At 56.4% G+C, this 25,800-nt stretch carries 27 protein-coding genes; 18 read left to right on the plus strand and 9 right to left on the minus strand.

What is annotated here, in order from left to right; genetic code table 11:
* Genes creC through ACH3PB_RS10345 form a run of 4 tightly spaced genes read right to left on the minus strand, consistent with a single transcriptional unit; the run spans position 1 to position 4,991 of the window.
* Positions 1-1,461 carry a two-component system sensor histidine kinase CreC gene (gene creC, locus ACH3PB_RS10330; RefSeq protein ID WP_416399391.1) on the minus strand — a complete coding sequence of 487 codons (1,461 nt, stop codon included), beginning with the start codon at positions 1,459-1,461 and terminating at the stop codon, positions 1-3.
* Positions 1,458-2,195: a two-component system response regulator CreB gene (gene creB, locus ACH3PB_RS10335; protein ID WP_416399392.1), complete on the minus strand. Its 738-nt coding sequence runs from the start codon at positions 2,193-2,195 to the stop codon at positions 1,458-1,460. Before creB ends, creC begins: the two co-directional genes overlap by 4 nt.
* The gene (locus ACH3PB_RS10340; RefSeq protein WP_416399393.1) at positions 2,143-2,820 is read right to left on the minus strand and encodes a class GN sortase; all 678 of its coding nucleotides are present in this window, start codon (positions 2,818-2,820) and stop codon (positions 2,143-2,145) included. The genes creB and ACH3PB_RS10340 overlap by 53 nt, the downstream gene beginning before the upstream one ends.
* 47 nt (positions 2,821-2,867) lie before the next feature.
* On the minus strand, positions 2,868-4,991 hold the full coding sequence (locus ACH3PB_RS10345) for a marine proteobacterial sortase target protein (protein ID WP_416399394.1): 2,124 nt from the start codon (positions 4,989-4,991) through the stop codon (positions 2,868-2,870).
* Positions 4,992-5,303: 312 nt separating this feature from the next.
* On the opposite strand from ACH3PB_RS10345, the gene ACH3PB_RS10350 reads away from it, so the two are divergent.
* From ACH3PB_RS10350 to cysC, 5 genes are all read left to right on the plus strand, one after another.
* Positions 5,304-5,576 (plus strand): hypothetical protein, encoded by a 273-nt coding sequence (locus ACH3PB_RS10350; protein ID WP_416399395.1) that lies wholly within the window; start codon positions 5,304-5,306, stop codon positions 5,574-5,576.
* The gene (locus ACH3PB_RS10355; protein ID WP_416399396.1) at positions 5,573-6,304 is read left to right on the plus strand and encodes a Crp/Fnr family transcriptional regulator; all 732 of its coding nucleotides are present in this window, start codon (positions 5,573-5,575) and stop codon (positions 6,302-6,304) included. The genes ACH3PB_RS10350 and ACH3PB_RS10355 overlap by 4 nt, the downstream gene beginning before the upstream one ends.
* Positions 6,305-6,442: 138 nt before the next feature.
* On the plus strand, positions 6,443-7,411 hold the full coding sequence (dusA, locus tag ACH3PB_RS10360; protein ID WP_416399397.1) for a tRNA dihydrouridine(20/20a) synthase DusA: 969 nt from the start codon (positions 6,443-6,445) through the stop codon (positions 7,409-7,411).
* Positions 7,412-7,436: 25 nt separating this feature from the next.
* A complete protein-coding gene (tal, locus tag ACH3PB_RS10365) occupies positions 7,437-8,387 on the plus strand; it encodes a transaldolase (RefSeq protein WP_416399441.1) in 951 nt (316 codons plus the stop codon).
* Entirely contained in the window at positions 8,387-9,052 is a 666-nt protein-coding gene (gene cysC / locus ACH3PB_RS10370) for an adenylyl-sulfate kinase (protein ID WP_416399398.1), read from the plus strand. Before tal ends, cysC begins: the two co-directional genes overlap by 1 nt.
* On the opposite strand, the gene ACH3PB_RS10375 is transcribed toward cysC, so the two are convergent.
* On the minus strand, positions 9,030-9,737 hold the full coding sequence (locus ACH3PB_RS10375) for an ABC transporter ATP-binding protein (protein WP_416399399.1): 708 nt from the start codon (positions 9,735-9,737) through the stop codon (positions 9,030-9,032). The two genes, cysC and ACH3PB_RS10375, sit on opposite strands and share 23 nt — an antisense overlap.
* Positions 9,730-10,971, minus strand: a complete 1,242-nt coding sequence (locus ACH3PB_RS10380; RefSeq protein ID WP_416399400.1) for a lipoprotein-releasing ABC transporter permease subunit — start codon at positions 10,969-10,971, stop codon at positions 9,730-9,732. The genes ACH3PB_RS10375 and ACH3PB_RS10380 overlap by 8 nt, the downstream gene beginning before the upstream one ends.
* Positions 10,972-11,151: 180 nt before the next feature.
* On the opposite strand from ACH3PB_RS10380, the gene ACH3PB_RS10385 reads away from it, so the two are divergent.
* From ACH3PB_RS10385 to infA, 8 genes are all read left to right on the plus strand, one after another.
* On the plus strand, positions 11,152-11,736 hold the full coding sequence (locus ACH3PB_RS10385; RefSeq protein ID WP_416399401.1) for a PilZ domain-containing protein: 585 nt from the start codon (positions 11,152-11,154) through the stop codon (positions 11,734-11,736).
* 83 nt (positions 11,737-11,819) lie between these two features.
* The gene (locus ACH3PB_RS10390) at positions 11,820-12,119 is read left to right on the plus strand and encodes a hypothetical protein (protein WP_416399402.1); all 300 of its coding nucleotides are present in this window, start codon (positions 11,820-11,822) and stop codon (positions 12,117-12,119) included.
* 41 nt (positions 12,120-12,160) lie between these two features.
* Positions 12,161-13,222, plus strand: coding sequence for an agmatine deiminase family protein (locus ACH3PB_RS10395; RefSeq protein WP_416399403.1), 1,062 nt, complete (start codon positions 12,161-12,163; stop codon positions 13,220-13,222).
* The gene (locus tag ACH3PB_RS10400) at positions 13,222-14,154 is read left to right on the plus strand and encodes an AAA family ATPase (protein ID WP_416399404.1); all 933 of its coding nucleotides are present in this window, start codon (positions 13,222-13,224) and stop codon (positions 14,152-14,154) included. The genes ACH3PB_RS10395 and ACH3PB_RS10400 overlap by 1 nt, the downstream gene beginning before the upstream one ends.
* A 210-nt stretch (positions 14,155-14,364) precedes the next feature.
* Complete coding sequence (gene trxB / locus ACH3PB_RS10405; protein WP_416399405.1) at positions 14,365-15,333, plus strand: thioredoxin-disulfide reductase; 969 nt, start codon at positions 14,365-14,367, stop codon at positions 15,331-15,333.
* 34 nt (positions 15,334-15,367) lie between these two features.
* Complete coding sequence (gene aat, locus ACH3PB_RS10410) at positions 15,368-16,135, plus strand: leucyl/phenylalanyl-tRNA--protein transferase (RefSeq protein WP_416399406.1); 768 nt, start codon at positions 15,368-15,370, stop codon at positions 16,133-16,135.
* 89 nt (positions 16,136-16,224) lie between these two features.
* Positions 16,225-16,932: an arginyltransferase gene (locus ACH3PB_RS10415; RefSeq protein WP_416399407.1), complete on the plus strand. Its 708-nt coding sequence runs from the start codon at positions 16,225-16,227 to the stop codon at positions 16,930-16,932.
* A gap of 173 nt (positions 16,933-17,105) precedes the next feature.
* Positions 17,106-17,327, plus strand: a complete 222-nt coding sequence (gene infA, locus ACH3PB_RS10420) for a translation initiation factor IF-1 (RefSeq protein ID WP_344803285.1) — start codon at positions 17,106-17,108, stop codon at positions 17,325-17,327.
* 125 nt (positions 17,328-17,452) lie between these two features.
* Here infA and clpA read toward each other — a convergent pair whose 3' ends face one another.
* A complete protein-coding gene (clpA, locus tag ACH3PB_RS10425) occupies positions 17,453-19,732 on the minus strand; it encodes an ATP-dependent Clp protease ATP-binding subunit ClpA (protein WP_416399408.1) in 2,280 nt (759 codons plus the stop codon).
* A gap of 54 nt (positions 19,733-19,786) precedes the next feature.
* A complete protein-coding gene (clpS, locus tag ACH3PB_RS10430) occupies positions 19,787-20,191 on the minus strand; it encodes an ATP-dependent Clp protease adapter ClpS (protein ID WP_416399409.1) in 405 nt (134 codons plus the stop codon).
* 405 nt (positions 20,192-20,596) lie between these two features.
* Here clpS and ACH3PB_RS10435 point away from each other — a divergent pair, with 405 nt between their 5' ends.
* Positions 20,597-21,046 (plus strand): cold shock domain-containing protein, encoded by a 450-nt coding sequence (locus ACH3PB_RS10435; protein ID WP_416399410.1) that lies wholly within the window; start codon positions 20,597-20,599, stop codon positions 21,044-21,046.
* A 118-nt stretch (positions 21,047-21,164) separates the two neighbouring features.
* Here ACH3PB_RS10435 and icd read toward each other — a convergent pair whose 3' ends face one another.
* Entirely contained in the window at positions 21,165-22,442 is a 1,278-nt protein-coding gene (gene icd / locus ACH3PB_RS10440) for an NADP-dependent isocitrate dehydrogenase (protein WP_416399411.1), read from the minus strand.
* Between the two features lie 370 nt (positions 22,443-22,812).
* Here icd and ACH3PB_RS10445 point away from each other — a divergent pair, with 370 nt between their 5' ends.
* The 4 genes from ACH3PB_RS10445 (at position 22,813) to hflD (ending at position 25,760) form a co-directional block, all read left to right on the plus strand.
* On the plus strand, positions 22,813-23,391 hold the full coding sequence (locus ACH3PB_RS10445; RefSeq protein WP_416399442.1) for a pseudouridine synthase: 579 nt from the start codon (positions 22,813-22,815) through the stop codon (positions 23,389-23,391).
* Positions 23,381-23,944 carry an NUDIX hydrolase gene (locus ACH3PB_RS10450; protein ID WP_416394607.1) on the plus strand — a complete coding sequence of 188 codons (564 nt, stop codon included), beginning with the start codon at positions 23,381-23,383 and terminating at the stop codon, positions 23,942-23,944. The genes ACH3PB_RS10445 and ACH3PB_RS10450 overlap by 11 nt, the downstream gene beginning before the upstream one ends.
* An 86-nt stretch (positions 23,945-24,030) precedes the next feature.
* Positions 24,031-25,074, plus strand: a complete 1,044-nt coding sequence (mnmA, locus tag ACH3PB_RS10455) for a tRNA 2-thiouridine(34) synthase MnmA (protein WP_416399443.1) — start codon at positions 24,031-24,033, stop codon at positions 25,072-25,074.
* Between the two features lie 29 nt (positions 25,075-25,103).
* Complete coding sequence (gene hflD, locus ACH3PB_RS10460) at positions 25,104-25,760, plus strand: high frequency lysogenization protein HflD (RefSeq protein WP_416394609.1); 657 nt, start codon at positions 25,104-25,106, stop codon at positions 25,758-25,760.
* The last annotated feature ends 40 nt before the right edge of the window (positions 25,761-25,800 follow it).

A 25,800-nucleotide genomic window follows, 5' to 3' on the forward strand; every position in this document is an offset into this window, starting at 1 on the left:
TCAATGCCAGCGAGGCAGATATAATTCCGCCTTCACGGACCTCGTGGATAGATCCGAACTAATTTCGATCCGGCCACCATGCAGCTCGGCGATTTCTTTCACGAAGCTCAGCCCAAGGCCTGAACTCTTGCGGTCGCTATCTGCTCTCGGTAGCGAGTAGAAGCGTTCGAATATGCGTTCGGCAGCGTAATCGGGAATCACGCCCCCGCCATTGATAATGCTGATTCGACACAGATCATCGTTGCCGGGGCTGTCTATCGTGAGCTCGATTTCTGCATGTTCCGGACTGAAATCAATCGCATTGTCCAGCAGGTTGCTCACGGCCTGAGCCACCAGAAACCGCTCGCCCTTGACGTGACAGTCACCCGTCGGGACGTGGAGGCGAGTCTGCAGGTGTTTCAACTGCGCTCGACTCGACTTGGCTTCGATTTCAGCTTCGACCAGCGACTTGAGGTTCAGTCGCTCCGCATTGCGCAGCTCAGTTCGCTTCTCGACTTCGGCAAGGGCAAGTAGACGCTCGATAAGCAAGGTGCACCGCAGCGCTTCTCCGAGTATGTTGTTGAGAAAGCGAGTGCGCCGGGCGGCCTCCATGTCTGCCTCCTGCAGCAATTCAGCTGCGCCTCTGATCGCTGCGAGTGGGCTCTTCAGCTCATGGGTCAGCGTGTGGATATATTCCTCGACGTAACGCCGCCCTTCCAGAGATTCCCTCATTGCTTCCATCGAGTCTGCCAGATGCGCAAGCTCCCGCTCGTGGATTTTTGGCAAGGCAGGTCGCCGCCCGGCGCTGACTTCGTCGACATAGCTCGACAACTTTCGGATCGAACGGGTCAACCAGAACGACAGCAGTGCGCCAAGGATGAGCGCAGCCAGCAGAATGATGGTGCCCTGTTGCCAGATCTGCTGTCTGGCCAGATCGATGAAAGGCTGCAGACTGGCGTTGGGTTGGCTTACCGTAAGGCTGCCAACGATATCGCCTCGATGATAAATCGGTGCGGCCACATACATGGCGGTGCTGAATTCGTCGTCCTCATTCAGCTGCGTCGTACGGGCGCCGTACTGGCCCGCCAGGGTAAGCCTGACGTCGTTCCACTGCGAATAGTCCTGGCCGAGTTGCGCGGGATCGGTGTGTAGAACGACGATGCCGTCACGATCAGTAACATAAATCGTGAAACGCGGCTTGGTCTTGTCCAGTGTCCAGATACGCGCATTGAGCGGACGATGCTGATAGCGCTTGAGCGCCACCGAGAACGCGGAGGTATTCAATCGTGCGTCGATCTGCCCATGCGGGCGCACTTCCATGGCCACCAGCTCCGCCAGCAGGTTGGCGGTGTCGACCAGGGCTTCTTCGCTGGACTGGCGGATCGAGGGCCTCAGCTGATCGGCAACGCCATAGAGAAACCAGAGCGTGGCCATGCCTACCAGTATGAAATAACCAAGAAATATGCGGCGACCAAACTTCACGTGCCACCCTGCGCCCCGACGGACAGACTATAGCCGAGGCCACGGTGCGTCATGATGGGGTTCGAATCGGCATGAATATCCCGAAGTTTGGCGCGAATACTCTTTACATGGGTATCTACTGCTCGTTCGAAACTGGCTTCCGGTTCGTTCCAGACCTGGTCCATCAGCTGGCTGCGGCTGAATACCCGCTCAGGATGCTTGATGAGGTGACTCAGGATCAGATATTCGTAGCGGGTCAGTACCAGGGTCTGGCCATGGAAGCGTATCCGCGCCCTGTCCTCATTGAGATCGAAGACCGAGCTGCGGCCAGAGGCAAGGGCCACAGGCTCGATAGACGCTGCAGGTTGCACCCGCTTCAGAATGGCACGAATCCTCGCGCAGATCTCCCGAGGGCTAAAGGGCTTGGTAACATAGTCATCCCCGCCGATCTCAAGGCCGACGATCCGGTCGATTTCGTCACGCCGCGCCGTCAGGAACAGCACCGGCACACTCGACTTCAGCCTGATCTGCTTGCACAGCTCGAAGCCGTTGATGTCTGGCAGGCCGACATCCAGCACCACGAGATCCACACTCGATGTATCCGCTGACAGCAGGGCCAGGCCGTCCTGCCCCAGCCGCTTCCAGCTGACCCTGAAGCCGTCGGTTTCAAGCGCGTAAACCAGTGTGTCGGCGATTGCTGCCTCATCCTCGATCAGCAGTATGTGCTGAGATGACGTGCTGTTCTGTTGATTCAATATCGTTGCTTCCTGAAACCTGTTCGGTCATCTCGGCCGTCACCACATAGCGCAGTGGTCCACCGGCCGTGAGTTCGTCGAAAGGATAGCAGCTCACGAGCTGCAGCTCAGCCGCCGCACCCCCGAGGTGCAGCTTCTCCGCACGACTGTCGACAATCCTGATCGAACGAACAGTATACCTGCGAAGCACGCCGCGGCTATCCTGGAGGGTAAATACGTCCCGCTCGCGAACGTCTTTCAACTCGGCGAAATGGGTATCCCGGTGTCCGGCCAGAATCGTGCGGCCGGCACCGGGCGCTGCACTATTTTCCACCTGACCTGGCCCGAATGCCAGGGCCTGACCACTGGTGCCGTTAAGCACCACATACGTGCTGCCATTTGGAAACTGCAGTCGACCCACTGGCCAGACATCGGCCCATGGCCAAGGCTTCACCTGCAACATGTTCTGCCCAGGATCAGCATAGCGCTGACTGGACATCGTGCTTGCCCAGGCCTGCTCGAGCAGTGCCTGTGCAACGATTGCTTTTACATCGATCCATAACGCAGAGCCGAGCGCCCAGAGGCTGCCGCAGAGCACCAGACCAAGCAGGCCCCGTCGTGCCCAATGGCCGGCGTTGAAGCTCATGGCCGAGTGATCGTAAGCCCTAGCCTCGGCCAGAGCCCCTGGCGTCCTCACGATGGCGTACCGATGATCTGACGACGGTCGCTTTGCCGGCGCTCGAAAGCAATCAGTACTACGCCGAGCAGTAGCCCCACCAGGCCAATCAGCATGAACAGCTCCCCAGAGGTCGCAGTATTCGGGTAATGTACAGCGTACTGCGGCACGGCAATTTCCGGGCGCACACCGACTTCGGAGCCAGCCGGCAGAAGATTTGCCACCTTCCCTTCGCCGAGCGGCTCGTTAAGGGCTCGCACTGGCGTCTGTTCCTCAGCAATGAAGCTCGTATATCTTGAAGCCAGGTGGTGCTCGAGCGCTAGATCAAGAATAGCCGGCTTCAGTTCAGCTTCCGGCGCACCGGTTTCAATCCGCCGCGAGAGTGCCTCTATTCGGGCCCTGGCCCAGACGCTTGATACCCCAATGTGCTGAGTAGCGCCATCGAGACTCAGCGTTTTCGTCCAGGGCTTGCCAGCGAGCGTCCCCCGAAGCGTCAGGCTCACCGGCTGCTCTGACTTGATGGCTACGATAAGCGGTTCACCGGCATAAAGATCCGGCACTTTTGCGGGCTCCAGGTCTACGGCGACGCCGTCGGGAGTTTCAACATTGATATCGGTCAGCAAGGGCGATTCGAGCTTGCGAAACAAGCGTTCCATCGACTCGCTCACCTGCTCTGCGGTCGAGATGTAGGTAAAGCTACCCCGGCCCGCCTCAGCAGCCTTGCGCATGAACCAGGCGTTTGGTGCAGATCCAATTCCAACCGTAAACAACCTGCTCGAGCCCAGCAACTTGTGGATGATGCCAAACAATTCAGCCTCGTTGCCCACAGCACCATCGGTGATGAAGACGATCTGACGCATACGTTCGCTATCTTCCACATTATCAAGTGCGCTTCGCAGGGCTGCCGCCATTTCAGTTCCACCGTCGGCGGCCAGGTACCTCACAAATTCCAGCCCCTGATTGATATTCCGCGTGGTGGCTGGTTCTGAAACCGCATAGAGCTGACTAAACGTGGAATTGAACTCGATGACATTGAAAGTGTCCTCAGGCCTGAGTCTTGTAAGGCCCTGCTGTAATCCGGCCTGGGCCTGCCTGATTGATTCGCCACCCATGGATCCGGAGGTATCGATCACGAAGATGATCTCTCTTGGCGGCCTGACACCGTCTTGTGTCGCTACAGTTTCCACACGCTGTGGCGCAAGGACGAGCAAACCATAATTCGCGCCGTTGACGGTTTCGGTGAAGACCTCGGCATAGGGCTCTCCCTCGCCCGCGAGCGCCCAGGTCAGGACGATATCGCGATCCATCGGCTCGCTGGTCTTGCTGAAACTGACGTGTCGATCACTGCGTCGATGACTGTTGATCTCGTCCTGACCGCCACCCGGGGCATTTGAATCGACAATAGTATGATGAAGACTCTTGAGCTCATCGATATGCGCGCCACGAAAGCTGGCGGAAAGCTGTACAGTCGGTATCGCTTCAGCAGGCAGAAGCGCCCCGTCCACACTAGGCGCACCGATAACGGCGGCATCTTGGTCGTCTCGCGTGGCTGTCGATGAAAAATAACGCGGCGTCAGCGTGGTCGGGATTCGTACCCTCGCTGTCCCAGCGTCAATGTCGATGGTTTCGATATATTCCAGCCGAACCACTACAGACTCTGCGGGTGGAATGTTTGCGAGCCTGGTCGAAAACAGATTTGGTCGCTGCTGCTCGACAAGACTGCTTATACGTCCTTCATCTTTTGCTGCCGCATAGCGAGTTCTGGCTTCTTCACGTTCGGCTATCCGGCCATCAATCACTCGGTCACCGATCTCGATGCGCATCGCACGCACGGCGGCCTTGTCAGCTAGCGGAAACAGCCAGCTACCTTCGGTAAACATGTGGTTGCGGTTGAAAAATCGCTGCTCGATGACGACGCGGGCAATGCTACCAGAGACCTCGACCTGGACTTTGGTATCCAGCAGGGGCGCGGGCACGGGGACACCATCACCCGTTTGCAGCATCAGCACGCCGGTCGCAGGCGACTCATAGTCGCTCGCCTGCGTCAGCTGCGCCAGGCAGGAAATAACGACCCAGACGCAGATCGCCAGCAGGGCACGGGTGGGATCGAGCCAGCGGCTCGGAACGGTATGACGTGGCATGACAATTCTCCTGTGATTTGTACAGGTTGCATTGTCTGTCGGCAGATTGGTTTTACTGTGAGGATTGTGTGAGCAGCCATGCCAGTGCCTAGGGCTGCGTGGTAATCTTTAATCGGATGCCGGTATCGCTAACGTACAGATGGAAGGGCGCTGTTTTACCAGCGTAACCAAGCCGCTTCATACCGGTGGGCATCCGACAAGAGCGTTCTTTCTCGCTCAAAGATGCCTTCTTTTAACTAGTTTAAAACAGGGTGCGCCAGCTTTGGTGTTCAATGGGGCCCCCTCACCCGGCGTACAAGGTCAAGCTCTCAATTGAATCTGGAATCAGTTTTTGAATGGTCGGCCTCGCTGACTGGCGTATTCGCCGCCATCGCCGTTGCAATGAATGCAGGTAGCAGAGTTACCGGTGCAGGGTTCGTGGTATTTACAATCTCCTCCGTGTGCTGGATCGTTGCTGCCCTGATGCAGAAAGAAACCCCACTTGCCTTGCAGAATGGAGTCCTCTTTATCATCAATTGTGTTGGAATCTATCGCTATCTTATTCGGCCCGCGCTGAGCACTCCCAAGGGGGCGCCCGCAGAATGAGCTGTCTGATCGACAAGATGAACTATTACATCGACCTGAGCAGCGAGGAAAAATCAGTGCTGCTCGACCTCGAGAGCATAAAGGTTCAACACAAGGCCAGAACGATCATCTATCACCAGGAAGCGCAGGTGGGTGATATATTCGTAGTCAAGGACGGTTGGGTGGCATCTTTCTCCCAGTTGCCTAACGGCAATCGAACCATCCTGAACATTCATTATCCCGGCGATATTGTCGGCTCGTCATCAATGCCCTTCGAGATCCATGCCTCGGGGCTGATGAGCATTACGCAGGCGACCTTATGCCCATTCCCCAAACAGAAATTCGCGAATATCTTCAGGCACCATCCAAATCTTTCGGCGCTGCTCTACAGCATGAGTCTCCAGGAGAAGATGGTTCTGGTGGATCGACTGAAAGCGATTGGCCGCATGCCCGGGAAAAATCGTCTGATGTTATTCGTACTGCAGGCCCACGCTCGCCAGACAGCCTTTCGAAATCTTGATGCGCTAACGTTCGAGTTTCCGCTCTCACAGGAGCTGATAGGCGATGCCATCGGCTTGACGACCGTGTATGTCAATCGCACAGTCCGCGAACTCGAAGAAGAGGGTCTGATGAGCGTACGTAATCGTGAGGTCACGATTTTCAACAAGCGACGCATGGTTGAGCTCTGCGATTTTAAAGACCGCTATCGTCGACTTGATACCACCTGGTTTCCGGGCTCCATCAACTAAAGCACGCAGCAGGGCCCCAAGACGCGCCCTTTATCGGTATAATGATGGATCAAGGCAGCTTTGAGATGCCCGCAAGCCACTTTTTATCGTTGTATCAGAATGCATAAGCGCCCAACCACGAAATTCAGTGTTGCCCCGATGATGGACTGGACGGACCGACATTACCGGTACTTCGCCCGCCTCCTGAACAGGGAGGTCGTCCTGTACACCGAAATGGTCACAACCGGTGCACTTATTCACGGCGATACCGATCGCTTCCTGGCCTATGATCCCTCGGAGCATCCGCTCGTACTCCAGCTCGGTGGCAGCAATCCTGAGGAGCTCGCGCAATGCGCCCGCATGGCGCAGCAGCGCGGCTACGATGCCGTCAACCTGAATGTCGGCTGCCCCAGTGATCGAGTGCAGAACAACATGATTGGCGCCTGCCTGATGGCCCACCCACAGCTGGTCCGGGATTGCCTTAATGCAATGCGTGAAGCAGTGGACATTCCTGTGACCATCAAGCACCGAATTGGCATCGACGACCAGGATGGCGAAGATAGCCTGCATCACTTTGTGGACACAGTTAGTGGCTCCGGATGCTCGACCTTCGTTGTCCATGCCCGCAAGGCCCTGCTACAGGGGCTGTCTCCGAAGCAGAACCGTGAGGTGCCGCCCCTGATCTACGAGCGGGTCTACCGCCTCAAGGCGGCCTTTCCGGAGCTCGATATTATCATCAACGGCGGTATCGATTCGACGCAGGCCAGCCTTGAGCACCTGCAACATGTCGATGGTGTGATGATTGGCCGGGCCGCCTACCAGACCCCCTGGCTCCTTGCAGAACTGCCGGGCGGCTTGGCTCATGATGTCTCTGAAGGCCCCACCGACATCGAACGGCGTCTCCAGGTTGCCCGGCAGTTCCTTGATTACGTGGAACGGGAGCACGCTGAAGGCACGCGCGTCTGGGCCATGCTCCGCCACATTCTTGGCCTGTTCCATGCCCAGAAAGGCGGCAGGGTCTTCAGACGGGTGCTGAGTACCGAAGCCGTGCGTCCGGGCACGTCACCTGCGGTTTTTGCCCGCGCCATTGACACTGTCGAAGCATTGCAATACAACGAAGCAAGCTAGTCCCCCAACAGATTCAGGATGAATGATGGCCAATCTACTCGAGCAACTCCGAACCATGACCTCCGTGGTTGCAGACACTGGCGATGTTGAGGCCATCCTCAAGCATCGGCCCGACGACGCAACTACCAACCCATCGCTTCTGCTCAAGGCTGTCGACCTGCCGCACTACCGAACGCTGCTCGACCAGGCCGTTAAAGCTGGCGATGGTAATGTCGAAGTCGTTTGTGATCGCTTTGCCACACTGGTGGGTGGTGAAATCCTCCAGGTCATCGAGGGCTATGTATCAACCGAGGTCGATGCCCGTCTCTCCTTCGACACTGCTGCCACCGTCAGCAAGGCCAAGCAGATCATCGAGTACTATGAAGCAGCCGGGATTGCTCGCGATCGCATTCTGATCAAGATTGCAGCCACCTGGGAAGGCATCCAGGCAGCAGCTGAGCTCGAGCAACAGGGCATACAGTGCAACCTGACGCTGCTGTTCAGCTTTGCCCAGGCCCGCGCCTGTGCCGATGCCGGCGCCACCTTGATAAGCCCCTTCGTCGGCCGGATCTATGATTGGTACAAGCGCGATCGCGACGTGCGCCACATCGACCCGATCGATGACCCCGGCGTCAAATCGGTTGCGCAGATCTACGAGTTCTACAAACGACATGGCTTCAGGACCATTGTAATGGGGGCCAGTTTCCGTCATATCGGTCAGATCACTGCCCTCGCCGGCTGCGACAAGCTCACCATAGCGCCGAATTTGCTGCAGGAACTCGCTGAAACCGAAGAAGACCTGCAGCGCGCATTGCCGCCTCATGACAGCGAGCCTGAAGCGCGGCCGGCAGCACTGACAGAAGCCGAGTTCCGCTGGATGCTGAATGAGGATGCCATGGCAACGGAGAAGCTGGCTGAAGGTATCCGTACCTTCGCTGCCGATCAGATTGCGCTGGAACGCATCGTCAAACGGGCTATACAGGGTGATGTGCGGTAATGAGCGAGCAGAAGAACAGCAACATTGTCTGGCAGGCTTACAAGGTCAGCGCCACTCAGCGGGCAGAGCAGAAGGACCAGCAGCCCTGCGTAGTCTGGCTGACCGGCCTCAGCGGCGCTGGCAAGTCCACATTGGCCAGCGCACTTGACAGTCGCCTGCATCAGATGGGCCACCATACCTATGTGCTCGACGGGGACAACGTGCGCCACGGCCTCAACAAGGATCTGGGATTTTCTGAAGTGGACAGGGTCGAGAACATCCGACGCGTGGGGGAAACTGCCTGTCTGATGGTGGATGCAGGCCTGATTGTGATCACGGCCTTCATTTCGCCATTCCGAAAAGACCGCAAAATGGTGAAGTCACTACTCAAGCCAGGGCAATTTATCGAAGTTCACGTCTCGACGCCTCTGGAAACCTGTGAAGGCCGTGATACCAAGGGCTTGTACAAGAAGGCGCGCTGCGGTCAGATCAAGGATTTTACCGGTGTGAACTCGCCGTATGAAGTTCCGGCCTCAGCCGATATCAGCATAGACACCAGCAGCCGTAGCCTGGACGAATGTATCGATGAACTCGTCGATTACCTCACGCAGTACGGCTACATCCGAAAGCTGACCAATACCGATCAGCCTCCTGTGACCGACATCAGCCGAGCCGGGCAGGCCTGAGCACACCATGCTCCAGCGCATACACGGTCTGCATGGTATTGGCGAGCGCGTGATCGTGCGTCACTAGCACGAAGGCAATGGCCAGACGATCAACCAGGTCGCGAAGAATGGCAGTAACCTGATCGGCCGTGTTCGGGTCGAGATTGCCCGTGGGCTCATCCATCATCACACATGATGGCTCTGTCACCAGGGCTCGGGCGATAGCCACACGCTGGCGTTCTCCGCCCGACAGTGCGCCCGGCTTGTGCTGTAGCCTGTGTTTCAGCCCCACTTGCTCCAGGTAGGCCTCCGCCCGCGAACGCGCCTTCGAAACCGGTAGCTTGCGCAGCAGCAATGGCATTGCCACGTTTTCCAGTGCCGTGAACTCTGGCAACAGATGATGAAACTGGTACACAAACCCAAGATGCTGATTGCGCTGGCTGGCTTTCGCCGCCTCGCCGATCGTCGTGAGGTCTGTGCCAGCCAGTTCGATGCGCCCCCTGGTCGGGCTGTCCAGGCCACCAAGCAGATTCAGCAGTGTCGACTTGCCGGAACCGCTGGCACCGATAATGGCTACCGTGTCGCCAGGAAATATGTCGATCGAGATATCGTTGAAGATCTCGATTTCCGTTCGCCCCTGTTGATAGGCCTTTCCCAGACCGGAACAGCGGATGACCGGCTTGGTTCGGTCGATGACATTATTCATAGCGAAGAGCCTCGGCAGGCGCGATTTTGGACGCCTTCATGGCGGGATAGATGGTAGCCAGGAACGCCAGGCCCAGGGCACTGCCGCAAATAATCGCCACGTCGTTCCACAGCAATTGTGAAGGAAGATAGCTGATGAAGTAGACGTCTGCGCTGAGGAACTGGAAGCCGAGAGTCTGTTCAACCCAAGCGATCAGGCCGCTGATGTTGCTAGCCAGCAACACACCCAGCACTGCACCACTGAAAATACCGATGCAGCCGATTAGTAGTCCCTGGAACAGGAAGATGCGCAGAATAGTGCCAGGTGTGGCCCCCATTGTTCGCAGTATGGCGATGTCTGCGCGCTTGTCCGTGACCACCATCACCAGTGTGGAGACAATGTTGAAGGCCGCGACGGCGATAATCATCATCAACAGCAGCCCGACCAGTGTCTTTTCCATGCGAATGGCCTGAAACAGGTTGCCATGGCTTCGCGTCCAGTCACTCGCAGAATAGTTCGAGCCGAGCTCACCCACTGCCCGCCATGCGACCTGCTGGGCCTTGAAGAGATCATCGACCTTGAGCCGGATGCCATCAACACGCTCGCCCATACGCTTGAGTTTGGCCGCATCATCGATGTGGATCAGTGCCAGGTTGCCGTCTATCTCTGCGCCGACGCTGAAGATGCCTACGACCTTGAAACGCTTAAGCCGGGGGAATACTCCGGCTGGGGTCACAGAGGCCTCTGGCAGCACCACAGTGACCTTGTCGCCTATCCTGGCATGCATGTACGAAGCAAGGATGTCACCGAGCACGATATTGAACTCACCGCTCTCCAGGTCGTCCAGCGAGCCGGCCTTCATATGGTTCTGAACGATAGAGACGCCCTTCTCGAGCTCGGGTTCTATCCCGTTGAGCAACATACCTCGAACGCTGCCGGCCGAGGTCAGCATGCCCTGCGCGTGGATATAGGGCGCCATGGCGACGATATCGGGACTATCGGGAATCTTCTCAGCAATGGCCTGCCAATCACGCATGCCATCGTAGGCCTGAATGGTAGCGTGCGGCACCATGCCGAGAATGCGTTCACGCAATTCACGATCAAAGCCATTCATGACCGACATCACAGTGATAAGCACCAGCACACCCAGTGCAAGGCCGATCATGGATGACAGCGAAATGAAGGAAATGAAGTGGTTGCCCTTCTTCGCCCAGGTGTAGCGAAGTCCGATGAAAAACGGAAGTGGTTTGAACATTCTTCAAAAAATCCTTCAGGACTGCGGCGAGCCACTATAATAAATAAATGGCGGCGTTGCGACTGCCCTCTGCATCTATCAGAAAGGCTAGCGAATCGCCCATGAAATCAAGCAACAGACCTATGGCCCACGATGAACGACTTCCCCAACAACAGACGTAATTTCTTTCGTGTCAGAACAATGGCACAGATTGAATACCACGCTGTCCGTGCCGATCGCGATGATGAGCTCAGCGTTCGGCCAGTGTACTACGAGCTGCTGACCGAGCTGCAGAAGATCGACGTCGAGTGCCAGCGAGCCCTGACGAGCCTGCATGATCTGCCGGAGGTGAACAGACACATCGTCTCACTGTTCAAGTTGCAGAGCCGAAAGATCGACCTGATTGCACGCACACTAGCGCTTACCGAAGACAAGCTCGACGAGCAGCGCCTGACTGAAATCAGCCTGAGCGAGGGCGGCATGGCTTTTCAGGTGGGCGGGATGCAGCAGCCAGGCGACCGCCTGGCCGTGAAGGCGACCTTCCTGCCCGGTTATACCACCATGATCGTTCACGTCGAAGTCATTGATGTGCAGCATGAAGAGGACGGCTACTGGGTCCGAACCGCATTTCTGGACCTGGACGAAAGCCAGCGACAGCTTATCGCCAAGCACATTCTTCGCATGCAGCAGAATGAACGGCGTCGCTATTACGAAGAATCAGCCGAGCCTGTCATCACGCCGGTGGACCGTCACCACATGTTTCGGGACGACGACCTGCTGGGTTAGTCGTTAGCATTCTGATCAGCCAGCTTGTCCCGGCGCGGTTTCCGTTGCCGCTCGGGACGGGCAACGCACAGGAGTACAGACCATTGAAGACGCTTCAACTCATTACGCCAGCCCTGCTCTGCCTGGGACTTACCTTAGCCCCTGTACAAGCCGACGAACTGAAGATCGGCGTCGCTTCGCAAATGCAGAGACAGAAGTCCGCCTACGACGGTAAGCTACCGGAGCCGGGTCTTCCTCAGGATACCGTTCAGCGTGAGTTCGGTGAGCCTGTCAGAGTGAGAGGCCCTGTCGGCGACCCGGCGATCACGATCTGGGAATATCCCGGATATTCCGTGTTTTTCGAAAACAATACTGTGATTCACACCGTTCTGAAGTCAGGGTAAAGTACGCAGCTCTCTCAGCCACCGAAAACAGTTGACCTACATTGACACAGACAAGAAGAATCCGACTGCCCGCAGAGTGGGAGCCGCAGAGCGCGGTGCTACTCACCTGGCCCCACGAACAGACCGACTGGCAGGATCAGCTCGAGCGTGCCCATGCCACGTTCCTGGAGATCGCGCTGGCCATCTGCCGTCATCAGGCCCTCATCATCAACTGCCAGTCCTTCGAGATCATCGAGCGTATTGCTGATGAACTCGGTGCTGCGGGTGTGGATCCACGCCAGGTCAAACTGGTTCACGCACCATCCAATGATACCTGGGTGCGCGACCATGGCCCGATCACGGTCTACGAACGCATGCCAGGCGAGCAGGAGCCGGAAGCCGTCCTGATCGACTTCCAGTTCAATGCCTGGGGCGGCAAGTTCGCGGCGGAGAAAGACAATCAGCTCACGACCATCCTGCACGAGCTCGATACCTTCGGCATGACTCAGCTGCATCATGTGGACTACATCCTCGAAGGTGGTGCCATCGAGTCCAACGGGGCGGGCACGATTCTCACGACGACCCGCTGTGTGACGAGTGCCACGCGCAATCCCGAACAGACCAAGACCAGCGTCGGCAAGATCTTCGCCAAGCATTTCGGCTGCGATACCGTGCACTGGCTGGATCACGGCTACCTCGCCGGCGACGATACCGATGGTCATATCGACACCCTGGCGCGCTTCTATGGCGAGCGGCAGATCTGCTATGTGCAATGCCAGGACCCTGAGGACGAGCACAAGTCGGCGCTCGATGCCATGGAAGCCCAGCTGCAGGCCTTGCGCACCAGCGACCACCAGCCCTACGAACTGACGCCTCTCCCTATGGTTTCGCCGCAGTTCGACGACGAGGGCAACCGTCTGCCAGCAACCTACGCCAACTTCCTTATTATCAACGATGCGGTGCTACTACCGACCTATAGCGCGCCGGAAGACGAGGAAGCCATTCGCATCATGCGCAAATGCTTCCCCGATCGCGAAATCATCCCCATCGACTGCAGTGTCCTCATAACCCAGGGCGGCAGCCTGCACTGCGTTACCATGCAGCTCCCGGAGGGTGTCGACTGATGTCACTGAAAGCACTGCAGACGGCGCTGGGCAACCTGCGCCAGACACAGCTGAATATCGAAACGGTCATTCTCGGCAAGTCCGAGCAGATCACGATGGCGCTGTGTTGTCTGCTCTGCAAGGGACATCTGTTGATCGAGGACATTCCGGGCATGGGGAAGACCACGCTCTCGCATGCACTCGCAAACGCACTGGGTCTGTCGTACAACCGCATCCAGTTTACCAGCGACCTGCTGCCGGCCGACCTGCTCGGCCTGAATCTGTTCGACAAGAATAGTAACGAGTTCGTTTTTCACCCCGGCCCGCTATTCGCACAGCTGGTGCTGGCCGATGAAATCAATCGCGCAACGCCGAAAGCGCAGAGTGCGCTGCTTGAGGCCATGGAAGAACGCCAGATCAGCATCGAAGGCACGACGCATCCTCTGCCAAAGCCATTCTTTGTGATCGCGACGCAGAATCCCAGCGACCAGAGTGGCACCTATCTGCTCCCGGAATCACAAATGGATCGCTTCTTCATGCGCATCCATCTCGGCTTCCCGCCACCAAAGGCCGAGCGTGAACTGCTGCAGGGCGTCGATCGCCGAGCCATGGTCCAGGCAATGGAAAGCATGCTCTCGCCAGACACGCTCACTGTGCTCCAGGATGCCGTGGAGCGTATTCATACCAGCGACGCACTGCTCGACTATGTTCAGCGCATCATCGCCTTCACACGCTCTGGCAGCAAAATGGGTAACGGCCTTTCGCCGCGAGGCGCAATTGCCCTCGTCCGCGCGGCCAAGGCATGGGCGCTCATGCACGAACGGGATTTCGCACTGCCGGATGACGTGCAGGCCGTGCTACCCGCTGTTATCGAACATCGTCTTGGCAGCAGCAGCCGTGCCAGCCATCACCCGCTATCGGAGCAGATCCTACAGCAGGTGCCTGCGCTATGACGCTAACGGCCGCAATTCGTGCCCGCCAGCGCTACCGACAGGCATAACTTTGCTATGTCTGCGATTGCCAGAACTCATCATATCGCGCCTTGTTCTGTGCTAATGTGCCCCCATTGATTTTATGCCTGACCACCAACATCAAAGCCCTGACCTGGCGTTGCCACAGCAGCTCCGGCTGTTGCCGTCCATGTCCGCTACAAAGGATTCTTCATGAGCGAAGCCCAAAAGAAAACCAAGCCAACCCGACACATACAACTCCTGATTCTCGGCTCTGGGCCCGCCGGATATACAGCCGCCGTATACGCCGCACGCGCCAACCTGAAGCCGGTCATGATCACCGGCATGCAGCAGGGCGGACAGCTGACTACGACCACTGAGGTCGACAACTGGCCGGGCGATGAACATGGTGTGCAGGGGCCGGAGCTCATGCAGCGCATGCTCAAGCATGCCGAGCGCTTCGACACTGAAGTTCTTTTCGACCATATCCATACCACTGATCTGACCAGCCGACCCTTCAGACTCGAAGGCGATAGCGCGGTCTATACCTGCGATGCTCTTATCATCTGCACTGGCGCCTCGGCCATGTACCTGGGCCTACCATCAGAAGAGAAATTCATGGGCAAGGGCGTAAGCGCCTGCGCCACCTGTGACGGCTTTTTCTACCGTAAGCAGGATGTGGCTGTAATCGGCGGCGGCAATACCGCGGTCGAAGAGGCATTGTATCTTGCGAATATTGCAAAGAAGGTCTACCTGGTTCATCGCCGCGACAAGTTGCGTGCTGAAAAGATCCTGCAGGCGCGACTGATGGAAAAAGTGGAAGCCGGCCTGATCGAAATCATCTGGGACCATGTCGTCGACGAAGTGCTCGGCGACGACAGCGGCGTGACTGGCTTGCGCATCAAACAGCGTGATGGCGATGCCACCCGTGACCTGCAGTTACAGGGTGTGTTCATTGCTATCGGTCACAAGCCGAATACCGACATTTTTGAAGGCCAGCTCGACATGACGGACGGCTATATCAAGATCAAGTCCGGACTCAGTGGCAATGCTACGGCAACGAGCGTGCCTGGCGTGTTCGCCGCTGGTGACGTCAGCGATCATGTCTATCGTCAGGCCATCACCTCCGCGGGTTTCGGCTGTATGGCCGCACTCGACGCCGAGAAGTTTCTAGATAGCTGAATGGGCCATGTCCAGACGCTGAGCCGGTTCTGACATGCCAGCCTACCTGCCCTGGCTCGATGAACGCTCAGTAGAGCGCTCATCGAGCGGCGAACTCAGCTATCACTTCCCTCCAGTAGAGACGGCGCTCGAAGAACCTGATGGTCTGCTCTGTGCAGGCGGGGATCTCTCTATGGGACGCTTGTTGAGCGCCTATGGAAAAGGCATCTTTCCCTGGTTTTCTTCGGACCAGCCCATACTATGGTGGTCGCCGGATCCTCGCTGCCTCTTCCTGCCAGGCGATCTTCATGTCAGCCGCAGTCTCCGCCGCCGAATCAAACGACAGATGTCGTCCCCAAACTATCGCTTCACTTTCGATACTGATTTCGCCGCCACCATGGCCGCCTGTGCGGATCGTGAGGAAACGTGGATAACGCCCGACATGACACGGGCTTATCACCGCTTGCACAAAGCCGGACACGCGCATTCGGCAGAGCTTTGGCACCTGACGGACAACGGCCGCTGGCAACTTGTCGGCGGACTCTATGGCCTCGCTCTCGGCCGCTGTTTTTTCGGCGAGTCCATGTTCTCGCGGCAGACTGATGCCTCGAAAATTGTTATCGCGCTACTGTTCTGGCACCTCACCCACTGGGGTTATCGCCTGCTCGACTGCCAGGTCGTCAGTGATCATCTGCTCTCCCTTGGGGCCACAGTGATGCCCCGCGTCGAATTTTCAGCCTTGCTCGAGATGCATGTGGCCGCAGAAAGTAGCCCGCAACATCAATGGAAAATGATTCCGGAATTATTACAAAACGTTTCATGAAGCCTAAAGCGGCACACATTCGCTTTCATCCAAGGTTTTTTGCAGTATGCTTAGTCCATCTGGATTATTGTTGAGCTGTGATAAATAACGTGACCAAGCTTCACTCACTAATCTACTTCGCTACGCCCGAGCACGAGTGCAGTTATCTCGACGGACGTCTCGCTACCACGGTATTTGTCGATCCATCGGCAGAAATCGATTTCGAGACCTATTCCAGACTGTCGCTTAATGGCTTCCGTCGTAGTGGCAATCATTACTACAAGCCCAAATGCGAGGCTTGCAGTGCTTGCATTCCTGTCCGCATTCCAGTGGCCCACTTTCGGCTCAGCAAGAGCCAGAAGCGAATTGTGTCGCGCAACAAGGACCTGACGATCAACATTCGTAAGCCCGAATATGATCCACGGCATTTTGCGCTTTACGAACGGTATATCAACACGAAGCATGCCGACGGGGACATGTATCCACCCAGCCTGAGCCAGTTTGAAAACTTCCTGCTGGAGGCTCGACCAGAAACCGAGTTCGTGGAGTTTATCGACGATGGCAATCTGCTGGCGGTGGCTGTAATCGATCATACTGCTGATGGGCTTTCAGCCATCTACACCTTCTATGACAACCTCCAGGCCAGACGAAGCCTCGGTGTTTTTGCTGTGCTCTGGCAAATTGCCTATGCCCATGAGCGCGGTGTGCCGTATCTCTACCTGGGTTACTGGATACGCGGTTGTCAGAAAATGTCGTATAAAACCAACTATCGACCGCTCGAAATGCTGGTGCACGGCCGCTGGCTCGCTATAGGCTGAACTCGGCTTTTTTGCGTTTTGCCCGAAACTCGTGCAAAATCCGTCCTCATTTTTCTGCACATACCAATATTCTTAATTTTCACCGGGTGCGCCGTTTTGCTGCAACTCGGTCAGGCCGTTTGCCGCGCCGAGGCGTAGTAACGACCAACAGTCCAACAGAGGGTTGATGCCGGATGGCAAAAGAAGACAACAGTATTGAAATGGAAGGGACTATCGTCGATACCCTGCCAAACACCATGTTCCGGGTTGAGCTCGAGAACGGTCACATTATGACTGCACACATTTCTGGCAAGATGCGCAAGAACTATATCCGCATACTGACTGGAGACAAGGTCAAGGTCGAAATGTCACCTTACGACCTGAGCAAGGGCCGCATCGTCTACCGCGCCAAGTAAGCCGACGCCTCTCTTTACAGACAGATAGGCCATAAAAAAGGCCGTACAGCGAACTGTACAGCCTCGTTTGTGCGGTGAGCCGCCTCACCGAATCAGATCCGGCAAGGCGTTCGCTGCAATCAGACCTACTCGGCTGACGCGTCTTCGAGAGACTTTGTCGGCTCGAACTGGAAGGTCAGCTTGTCGTCCTTTACCGAGACATAGGCTGTACCACCGTGGTCGGCCAGTTCGCCGAACAGAATCTCCTCAGCCAGCGTCTTCTTGATGTGCTCCTGAATCAGGCGGCCCATCGGTCGAGCACCCATCTTCTTGTCGTAGCCGTGCACTGCCAGCCACGCTTTGGCTTCAGTATCCAGATCAAGCAGAACACGCTTCTCGTCCAACTGCGCCTGTAGCTCCGTGAGGAACTTGTCGACCACGTGGGTGATCGAGGTTGGCGCCAGCGGATCGAACTGAATGATGCCATCCAGACGGTTCCTGAACTCGGGCGTGAAGCTCTTGGTGATGATCTCCATACCGTCTGTTGCATGATCCTGGCTGCTGAAACCAATCGAGCGTCGGCTCATCTCTTCGGCACCGGCATTCGTGGTCATGACCAGAATGACGTGGCGGAAATCGGCCTTGCGTCCATTGTTATCGGTCAGCGTACCGTGATCCATGACCTGCAGCAGCAGGTTGAAGACCTCAGGATGCGCCTTCTCGATCTCGTCGAGCAGCAGCACACAGTGCGGATGCTTGGTGACCGCTTCGGTCAACAGACCGCCTTGGTCGAAGCCAACGTAGCCCGGAGGCGCACCAATCAGTCGTGACACGGTATGACGCTCCATGTACTCCGACATATCGAAGCGCACCAACTCGACACCCATGATCTTCGCCAGCTGACGGGTCACTTCGGTCTTGCCCACACCAGTCGGACCTGCGAACAGGAAGGAGCCTTCAGGCTTGCCTTCAGTCGTCAGACCGGCACGTGAGAGCTTGATCGCCGTACACAGCGCACCGATAGCAGGATCCTGACCAAACACCACCATCTTCAGGTCACGCTCGAGTCGCTTGAGCTTGTCCTTGTCGGTCGAGGACACCGTCTTCGACGGAATTCTGGCAATTGAAGCGACAATACTTTCGATCAACTCGAGATCGATGACTGACTTGCGCTCGCTTGCCGGCTTCAGCCGCTGACTGGCACCAGCCTCATCGATAACGTCAATGGCCTTGTCAGGCATGTGACGATCGTTGATATACCGATCTGCCAGCTCCGCAGCACCCTTCAGCGCTTCGTCGGTATACTTGATACCGTGATGCTGCTCGAAGTACTTGCGCAGGCCCCGGAGGATCTCGACAGTGTCTTCTACTGAGGGTTCGCTGACATCGACCTTCTGGAAGCGACGCGCCAGCGCACTGTCCTTCTCGAAGATGCCGCGGAATTCAGTAAACGTCGTTGAACCGATACAGCGCATCTCACCACTGCTCAGCAATGGCTTGAGGAGGTTGGACGCATCCATAACACCGCCTGACGCTGAACCCGCACCGATAATGGTATGGATCTCGTCAATAAAGAGAATGGACTTGTCCTGCTTCTTCAGTTCTTTCAACAAGGCCTTGAAGCGCTTCTCAAAGTCACCGCGATATTTCGTGCCGGCCAAGAGTGCGCCCATATCAAGACTGTATACGACAGCTTCCTTGATGATCTCAGGCACTTGACCATCGACAATACGCTTCGCCAGACCCTCAGCGATGGCCGTCTTGCCAACACCGGCCTCGCCAACCAAAAGCGGGTTGTTCTTGCGGCGACGTGACAACACCTGCATCACCCTGAGCAGCTCGCTGTCGCGACCGATCAGTGGGTCGATCCGACCCTGCTTGGCCAGCTCATTAAGGTTTGTAGCATACGCATCGAGTGGTGAAGCGCCGCCCTGCTCGTCCGAACCTTCCTCGACTGACTCGCCATCTTCATCACGTGCGCCTTCGCCACCGATCTTGCTGATGCCGTGGGAGATGAAGTTGACGACATCGATGCGAGCGACGTTCTGCTTCTTCAGCACATAAACTGCCTGGCTTTCCTGCTCACTGAAGATGGCAACGAGTACGTTGGCACCGGTGACTTCTTTCTTGCCAGAGGACTGCACATGGAATACTGCGCGCTGCAGCACCCGCTGGAAGCCCAGAGTTGGTTGAGTTTCGCGCTCCTGATCATCAGTCGCGATAAGTGGCGTGGTGGAATTCACGAACTCGGAGAGCTCGCCACGCAGCTGCTCGATATCCGCTCCGCAGGCGTGAAGCACTTTCACAGCGGACTCGTTATCCAGAAGGGCGAGCAGCAAATGCTCTACGGTCATGAACTCATGACGTCTTTCACGTGCATTCTTGAATGCCGCGTTCAGCGTAAGTTCGAGGTCCTTACTTAACATATTTCACCTCTTCGATCTTGCGATCTTCTATAAGCGATGATTGGAAAACCATCTTTAAACGGCCCGTTCAATCTCGCATACCAGCGGATGTTCACACTCGGCTGCGTATTGATTAACCTGTGCAGCTTTGGTCTCTGCAACATCCTTGCTATAGACACCACATATTGCCCGGCCCTGCGTATGCACGGTGAGCATGATCTCGGTGGCCTTCGCTTCGTTGTGCCCAAAAAACGTCATTAGCACCTCCACCACGAATTCCATCGGCGTATAGTCGTCATTAAGCATGACGACACAATATTCGGCTGGACGTTGCAGCGCTGGTTTGGCTGGCGCTATTGCCAGACCTCCGGCCCCACGTCTGTCCTCGTCTTCGCGTGAACCCTCGTCACCAGTCATGGAGGCTCGGCACATCGCGCTGTCTGAATTTAATTCTAGTCGAGTATCTATGACTTTACCCATGCCTGTCAGATTAAGAATCTTAGAATTTGGTAACGAAAGGTGGCCACATTGTGACCGCGTTAGGAAGACTCCCGATCCGCTCCCGTCACGCCCTTCGTACATGATATGTGGACTTAAGCGAATATTTTAAATGGCTTGTTGCATTCAGTTACAATCCTGACTCGCTGGTAGTATCATTGTTCCAGCTGATTCGCTTCAGTTAGCAGTAGGATTGTATAGTTTTGTAAGTGGGGACTCAGGTTCTGCTTTTCAACTGTATACAATACGTCCGGCCTTATGTAGCCAGATCGACTGCACGGGGTCAACAACAAGAAATTTTCGGTATTACAGCGCTGCCCGACGTCAGCCTGTACGCTTCCAGACAGGATTAGCGGTTACCGATGCAGAAGGACATGGGAGTCGAACATGCCTCAGGGTAAAGTGAAATGGTTCAACAATGCCAAAGGATATGGCTTTATTATTGCTGATGAAGACAATAGCGATCTTGCCAACGAAGATCTCTTCGCACATTTTTCAGCGATTAAGATGGAAGGTTATCGGACCTTGAAGGCTGGTCAGCGGGTGCTTTTCCAGGCGCAGCCGAGCGGCAAGGGTTTTCACGCAGTTGATATCGTCCCAATAGACGAATCAGGCAACCCTATCGTTCATTCGGACCAAAGTCAGTCACGCAGTGGCGAGGTAGCCAGTACTGAATCCTCGGCTACAGGTGACAGCGGCAAACCGCTGAAGCAGCAGTCGCCGGATGATACGACAGCAGATGGGCATGGCATCGCTTCGGAAGAGAAAAAATCTGACCCGACAAAGGGTGAAGATCGGACCAGACAGGCCAGTAGAGCTGTTGGTGCAGATTCCTGACCGAACACGGTCAGCTTCAATCCTTTCTCACGCAGTAGGTCGAGTCAGGTGGACCTGAATTTCAGGTCCACCCGTTCAGTCTCCATATCAATCGACTGCCTAGTCGATTCGCGATCGATCAGAGACCGACCGTAGCCTTATTGATATGCCCTATTATCGCGTCTCCGAACTGCGACGTCTTCATCAGAGTGGCATCCGGCATCAATCGCTCGAAGTCGTAAGTCACGGTTTTCGCTTCGATGGCAGCCGATATTCCGGTCAGCACCAGGTCTGCCGCTTCAGTCCAACCCATGTACCGCAGCATCATTTCTGCCGATAGAATTAGCGAGCCAGGATTGACCTTGTCCTGTCCGGCGTACTTCGGAGCCGTGCCGTGGGTGGCCTCGAAAATAGAGACACTACCACCTATATTGGCACCCGGCGCTATACCGATACCACCAACTTCCGCCGCCAGCGCATCAGAAATATAATCCCCGTTCAGGTTCAGAGTTGCGATAACACTATAATCCTCAGGCCTCATGAGGATCTGCTGCAGGAACGCGTCCGCAATTACATCCTTGATGACAATCGTCTTACCGGTTTTTGGATTCTTCAACTGCATCCACGGCCCGCCTTCGAGCAGCTCTGCGCCGAATCGTTCGCGTGCCAGCTCGTAGCCCCAGTCCTTGAAAGCGCCTTCAGTGAACTTCATGATGTTACCCTTGTGCACCAGCGTGACAGAGGGCTTGTCGTTATCGATGGCGTACTGGATGGCCTTCCTGACCAGGCGTTTCGTACCCTCTTCCGATACTGGCTTGATACCGATACCACAGCTCTCAGGAAAGCGGATCTTGGTCACGCCCATTTCCTCACGCAGAAACTTGATCAGCTTCTTGGCACCGTCGCTGTTGGCCTTCCATTCGATACCCGCATAAATATCTTCAGAGTTTTCCCTGAAGATGATCATATCGGTCTTTTCAGGCGCACGGACCGGACTCGGCACACCCTTGAACCAGCGCACGGGACGGATACAGACATACAGATCCAGCTCCTGTCTTAGCGCGACATTCAATGAACGAATACCGCCGCCTACCGGCGTAGTGAGTGGCCCTTTGATACTCACGGAATATTCGCGCAGGGCTTCGAGTGTTTCTGCAGGCATCCATTCATCAGGCCCATAGACCTTGGTCGACTTTTCGCCGCAATACACCTCCATCCAGGCTATGGCCCGTTTGGTGCCGTAGGCTTTCTGAACCGCCGCGTCGACGACCTTGATCATGACCGGTGAAATATCTACACCGATACCGTCGCCTTCGATGAACGGGATGATGGGGTGATTCGGTACATTCAGGGAGAGATCTGCATTGACGGTAATTTTGTCACCATCGGCTGGCACCCTGATCTTTTGGTATCCCATTAATTAAACTCCGTTTCTTGTTTATATTGCACCGGTCATATCGACTACCGGCTGGCCGGGAGTTGGCCAGCTGCGTGTTGGTGAGCCACGGACTGCCGTCACCTTCAGGTGAGCCATGGCTGGCAGATCAGCACACGCAAACCAGAGCCCTGCTCTGGAATTTGCGCTGGGTAGGACGCCATTTGTAGCAGTGCATTCAAGTCGATACTATAGCAGTTTTATGTTACGGCTGGCGTTCAATTTGAAACCCCGAAGTGAAAATTCAGAGCGCTACAAAGGGCGCGCACCGCGTCTGCGCAACAGCACTGACGATGCACCAGTTCGGACCACCGAAGAGGTGCAAAAGGCCATCATCGTGTTCAACAAGCCCATGAACGTGCTGTGCCAGTTTAGCGGCAGCGATGACAAGCGAACGCTGGCCGATTTCATCGACGCACCCGGCTATTATCCGGCGGGACGCCTTGACTATGACTCTGAAGGCCTCCTGCTGCTGACCAACCAGGGTTGGCTGCAGGCGCGCATTGCCGAGCCTCGGTTCAAGCTGCCAAAAACCTATCTTGTGCAGGTCGAGGGTGACATTACTGATGACGCGCTGATGCAGTTGACCAATGGTGTCGAACTGAAGGATGGCCTCACCCGCCCAGCCGTAGCACGGCGAATCGAGACGCCGGATTTATGGCCACGCGAGCCTCCCGTGCGCTTTCGAAAGATGATTCCCACGAGCTGGTTATCGCTGTGTATCACTGAAGGTCGTAATCGCCAGGTTCGCCGTATGACAGCCGCTGTAGGCTTCCCCACCCTGCGCCTGGTTCGCTGGCAGATTGGTGAGCTGGACCTTGCTGGTCTGGCGCCGGGGGCGTGGCGGACTCGACCGGTGCCGGACGAACTCCTACCACCAGCGGCAACATCACCCCGCCACCGCCGAGGTACACCGCGTCATGGCTCATGAGCAGATATTGCCCTCTGACGACAGATGGTATCCACATGCTACTGTGGCTTGCGTAGTTCCCCGATGCGCCACGGGTATTCAGCTGGATCCATTTGCCAGCAAGCCCTCGAACGCCAACGCCCTGGTCGATAATCTCGAGTTCCTGATGGTAGAAGAGGGTATCGAAGGCCGTAGTGTCTTCAATCAGCCGGCTGGTCATGTGGAGTACGGCGAGACCATTGCGGATGCCGCCATTCGCGAAGCCCTGGAGGAAACCGGCTGGCAGGTGAAGCTGCGGGCATTTCTCGGCATTTATGTGCTGCGGATCCCCGAACCGACGGGTCATGACCGGGTCTATCATCGCTATAGCTTCCTGGCGGAGCCAGTTGCTCAGATTACAAACGATCTCGACGATGCTATCATCCGCGCCCTCTGGATGGACCGCGCCGCACTGGCAGCCACTTCAGACCGCCACCGCAGTCCCCTGATCATGGCATGTATCAGCGATTATCTGTCGGGGCGACGATACCCGCTCGATCTCATTCAGGAATTTTCAACCGGAGACAGGCCTTGACGGCAGCTGGACACGCACCGCAAGCATCGCAGCAACCGACAGTCGCGACAGCCAGATCGCCCCAACGCACCCGGGTCATCGTCGGGATGTCTGGCGGCGTAGATTCTTCATTGGCCGCCGCGCTATTGGTTCAGGCTGGCTATCAGGTTGAAGGCCTGTTCATGAAGAACTGGGACGAGGATGACGGCACTGACGCCTGCACAGCCATGGCCGACCTTGAAGATGCGACAGCCGTTGCCAACACCCTCGGCATCAAGCTTCATACCGCGAGCTTCGCTGCTGAATACTGGGATCGCGTATTCGAGCATTTTCTGCAGGAGTATGCTCAGGCTCGTACGCCCAACCCGGACATCCTCTGTAACCGCGAGATCAAGTTCAAGGCCTTTCTGGAATATGCGCAGACGCTCGGCGCAGACTACATAGCCACCGGTCATTATGCACAAACGGCGGTTCTGGGCGACCAGACCTGGCTTATGAAGGGTGCCGATCCGGCCAAGGATCAGAGCTATTTCCTGCATGCTGTGCCGCAGGCAGCACTCGCGAAGACCCTGTTTCCGCTTGGAGGCATGATCAAGACCGAAGTGAGACGACTGGCAGCCGATCTTGGCCTGATCACCCATGACAAGAAAGACAGCACGGGTATCTGTTTCATAGGCGAACGCAAGTTCAGTGACTTTCTGAAGACCTACCTGCCAGCCCAGCCAGGCGATATCGTCACCGAACACGGTGATATCATTGGCCGCCATCAAGGGCTGATGTATCACACGATCGGACAGCGCCAGGGTCTGCATATCGGCGGCCTGAGTGATTACGGCGAAGCGCCATGGTACGTAGCCAGGAAGAACCTCGACGACAACACACTCACCGTGGTCCAGGGCAGCGGCCATCCGCTGCTGTTTCGTTCGGGGCTCACTGCCGGCCACCTGGATTGGGTGGCGGGAAGTCCACCGCCGAGAGCGAAGCTGATGGCGAAGATCCGCTATCGACAGCCCGACGTTGCCTGTACGGTTTCACTGCATGAAAACCAGGCCGAAGTCCGCTTCGACCTCCCCCAGCGAGCCGTCACGCCAGGTCAATCCATCGTGTTTTATGACGGACTCCGCTGCCTCGGCGGTGGTATCATCCTCTGATCATTTCTGATAGTTGGTTCTTTTTTCTTATGTCTCAGTATTCACTCGAAGACCAGGTCATAGCACTGTCAGCCGTGTTCATGTCTGCAAAACTTGTCAACGACCTCGCCAAGCAGGGGCAGCTCGACCAGGATGCCATGAACTGTCTCATGGCCAGTCTACTCAAAACCGATGCGGAGTCGGTGCCGGCGGTGTATGCAGGGGACGGTTCAGGCCCAGGGCTGCGCAGCCTGATGCCAGGGCTCGAAGAGCTCAAAGGTGCACTTGGCCGACGCCAGGAAAAGCGACGTATCGACGTCATGCGCTATGCCCTTACACTACTGTTTCTCGAGAACAGGTTACGCAAACGTAGCGATCTCATGGCGCTCATGGGCAAGCGCATCGATCAGATCAAGATGCAGTCGCAACATTTCCCCCTCAACCACAGCACGATCGTCGGTGCCTGCGCGTCGCTTTACACCGATACCGTAAGCACCTTTCCACAGCGCATTCAGGTGACCGGCGATCCAAAATATCTGCGTGTGGATGAGAACGCAGACAAGATCCGCGCGATTCTGTTGACCGGAATCCGCGCTGCCATCCTCTGGCGCCAGACCGGTGGGCGTCGCTGGCGCCTGCTGTTCAGCAAGTCTGCACATCTCAACGCCATCGAAGCCGTCCAGTCGCGGTTGATGAACCAGGCCTAGTGGCTGGGTAGTGCCACTTCATTCTTTCAAGTCAGAATCT

The sequence above is a fragment of the Allohahella sp. A8 genome, from assembly GCF_047946665.1.
GTDB lineage: Bacteria > Pseudomonadota > Gammaproteobacteria > Pseudomonadales > Oleiphilaceae > Allohahella.

Excerpts from the sequence above, each read along its gene's own strand:
- ACH3PB_RS10340 (WP_416399393.1), bottom strand. The coding sequence starts at position 2,820 with ATGAGCTTCAACGCCGGCCATTGGGCACGACGGGGCCTGCTTGGTCTG.
- ACH3PB_RS10345 (WP_416399394.1), bottom strand. The coding sequence starts at position 4,991 with ATGCCACGTCATACCGTTCCGAGCCGCTGGCTCGATCCCACCCGTGCC.
- ACH3PB_RS10355 (WP_416399396.1), top strand. The coding sequence starts at position 5,573 with ATGAGCTGTCTGATCGACAAGATGAACTATTACATCGACCTGAGCAGC.
- dusA (WP_416399397.1), top strand. The coding sequence starts at position 6,443 with ATGATGGACTGGACGGACCGACATTACCGGTACTTCGCCCGCCTCCTG.
- tal (WP_416399441.1), top strand. The coding sequence starts at position 7,437 with ATGGCCAATCTACTCGAGCAACTCCGAACCATGACCTCCGTGGTTGCA.
- cysC (WP_416399398.1), top strand. The coding sequence starts at position 8,387 with ATGAGCGAGCAGAAGAACAGCAACATTGTCTGGCAGGCTTACAAGGTC.
- ACH3PB_RS10375 (WP_416399399.1), bottom strand. The coding sequence starts at position 9,737 with ATGAATAATGTCATCGACCGAACCAAGCCGGTCATCCGCTGTTCCGGT.
- ACH3PB_RS10380 (WP_416399400.1), bottom strand. The coding sequence starts at position 10,971 with ATGTTCAAACCACTTCCGTTTTTCATCGGACTTCGCTACACCTGGGCG.
- ACH3PB_RS10385 (WP_416399401.1), top strand. The coding sequence starts at position 11,152 with ATGGCACAGATTGAATACCACGCTGTCCGTGCCGATCGCGATGATGAG.
- ACH3PB_RS10400 (WP_416399404.1), top strand. The coding sequence starts at position 13,222 with ATGTCACTGAAAGCACTGCAGACGGCGCTGGGCAACCTGCGCCAGACA.
- trxB (WP_416399405.1), top strand. The coding sequence starts at position 14,365 with ATGAGCGAAGCCCAAAAGAAAACCAAGCCAACCCGACACATACAACTC.
- aat (WP_416399406.1), top strand. The coding sequence starts at position 15,368 with ATGCCAGCCTACCTGCCCTGGCTCGATGAACGCTCAGTAGAGCGCTCA.
- infA (WP_344803285.1), top strand. The coding sequence starts at position 17,106 with ATGGCAAAAGAAGACAACAGTATTGAAATGGAAGGGACTATCGTCGAT.
- clpA (WP_416399408.1), bottom strand. The coding sequence starts at position 19,732 with ATGTTAAGTAAGGACCTCGAACTTACGCTGAACGCGGCATTCAAGAAT.
- clpS (WP_416399409.1), bottom strand. The coding sequence starts at position 20,191 with ATGGGTAAAGTCATAGATACTCGACTAGAATTAAATTCAGACAGCGCG.
- ACH3PB_RS10435 (WP_416399410.1), top strand. The coding sequence starts at position 20,597 with ATGCCTCAGGGTAAAGTGAAATGGTTCAACAATGCCAAAGGATATGGC.
- icd (WP_416399411.1), bottom strand. The coding sequence starts at position 22,442 with ATGGGATACCAAAAGATCAGGGTGCCAGCCGATGGTGACAAAATTACC.
- ACH3PB_RS10445 (WP_416399442.1), top strand. The coding sequence starts at position 22,813 with ATGAACGTGCTGTGCCAGTTTAGCGGCAGCGATGACAAGCGAACGCTG.
- ACH3PB_RS10450 (WP_416394607.1), top strand. The coding sequence starts at position 23,381 with ATGGCTCATGAGCAGATATTGCCCTCTGACGACAGATGGTATCCACAT.
- mnmA (WP_416399443.1), top strand. The coding sequence starts at position 24,031 with ATGTCTGGCGGCGTAGATTCTTCATTGGCCGCCGCGCTATTGGTTCAG.
- hflD (WP_416394609.1), top strand. The coding sequence starts at position 25,104 with ATGTCTCAGTATTCACTCGAAGACCAGGTCATAGCACTGTCAGCCGTG.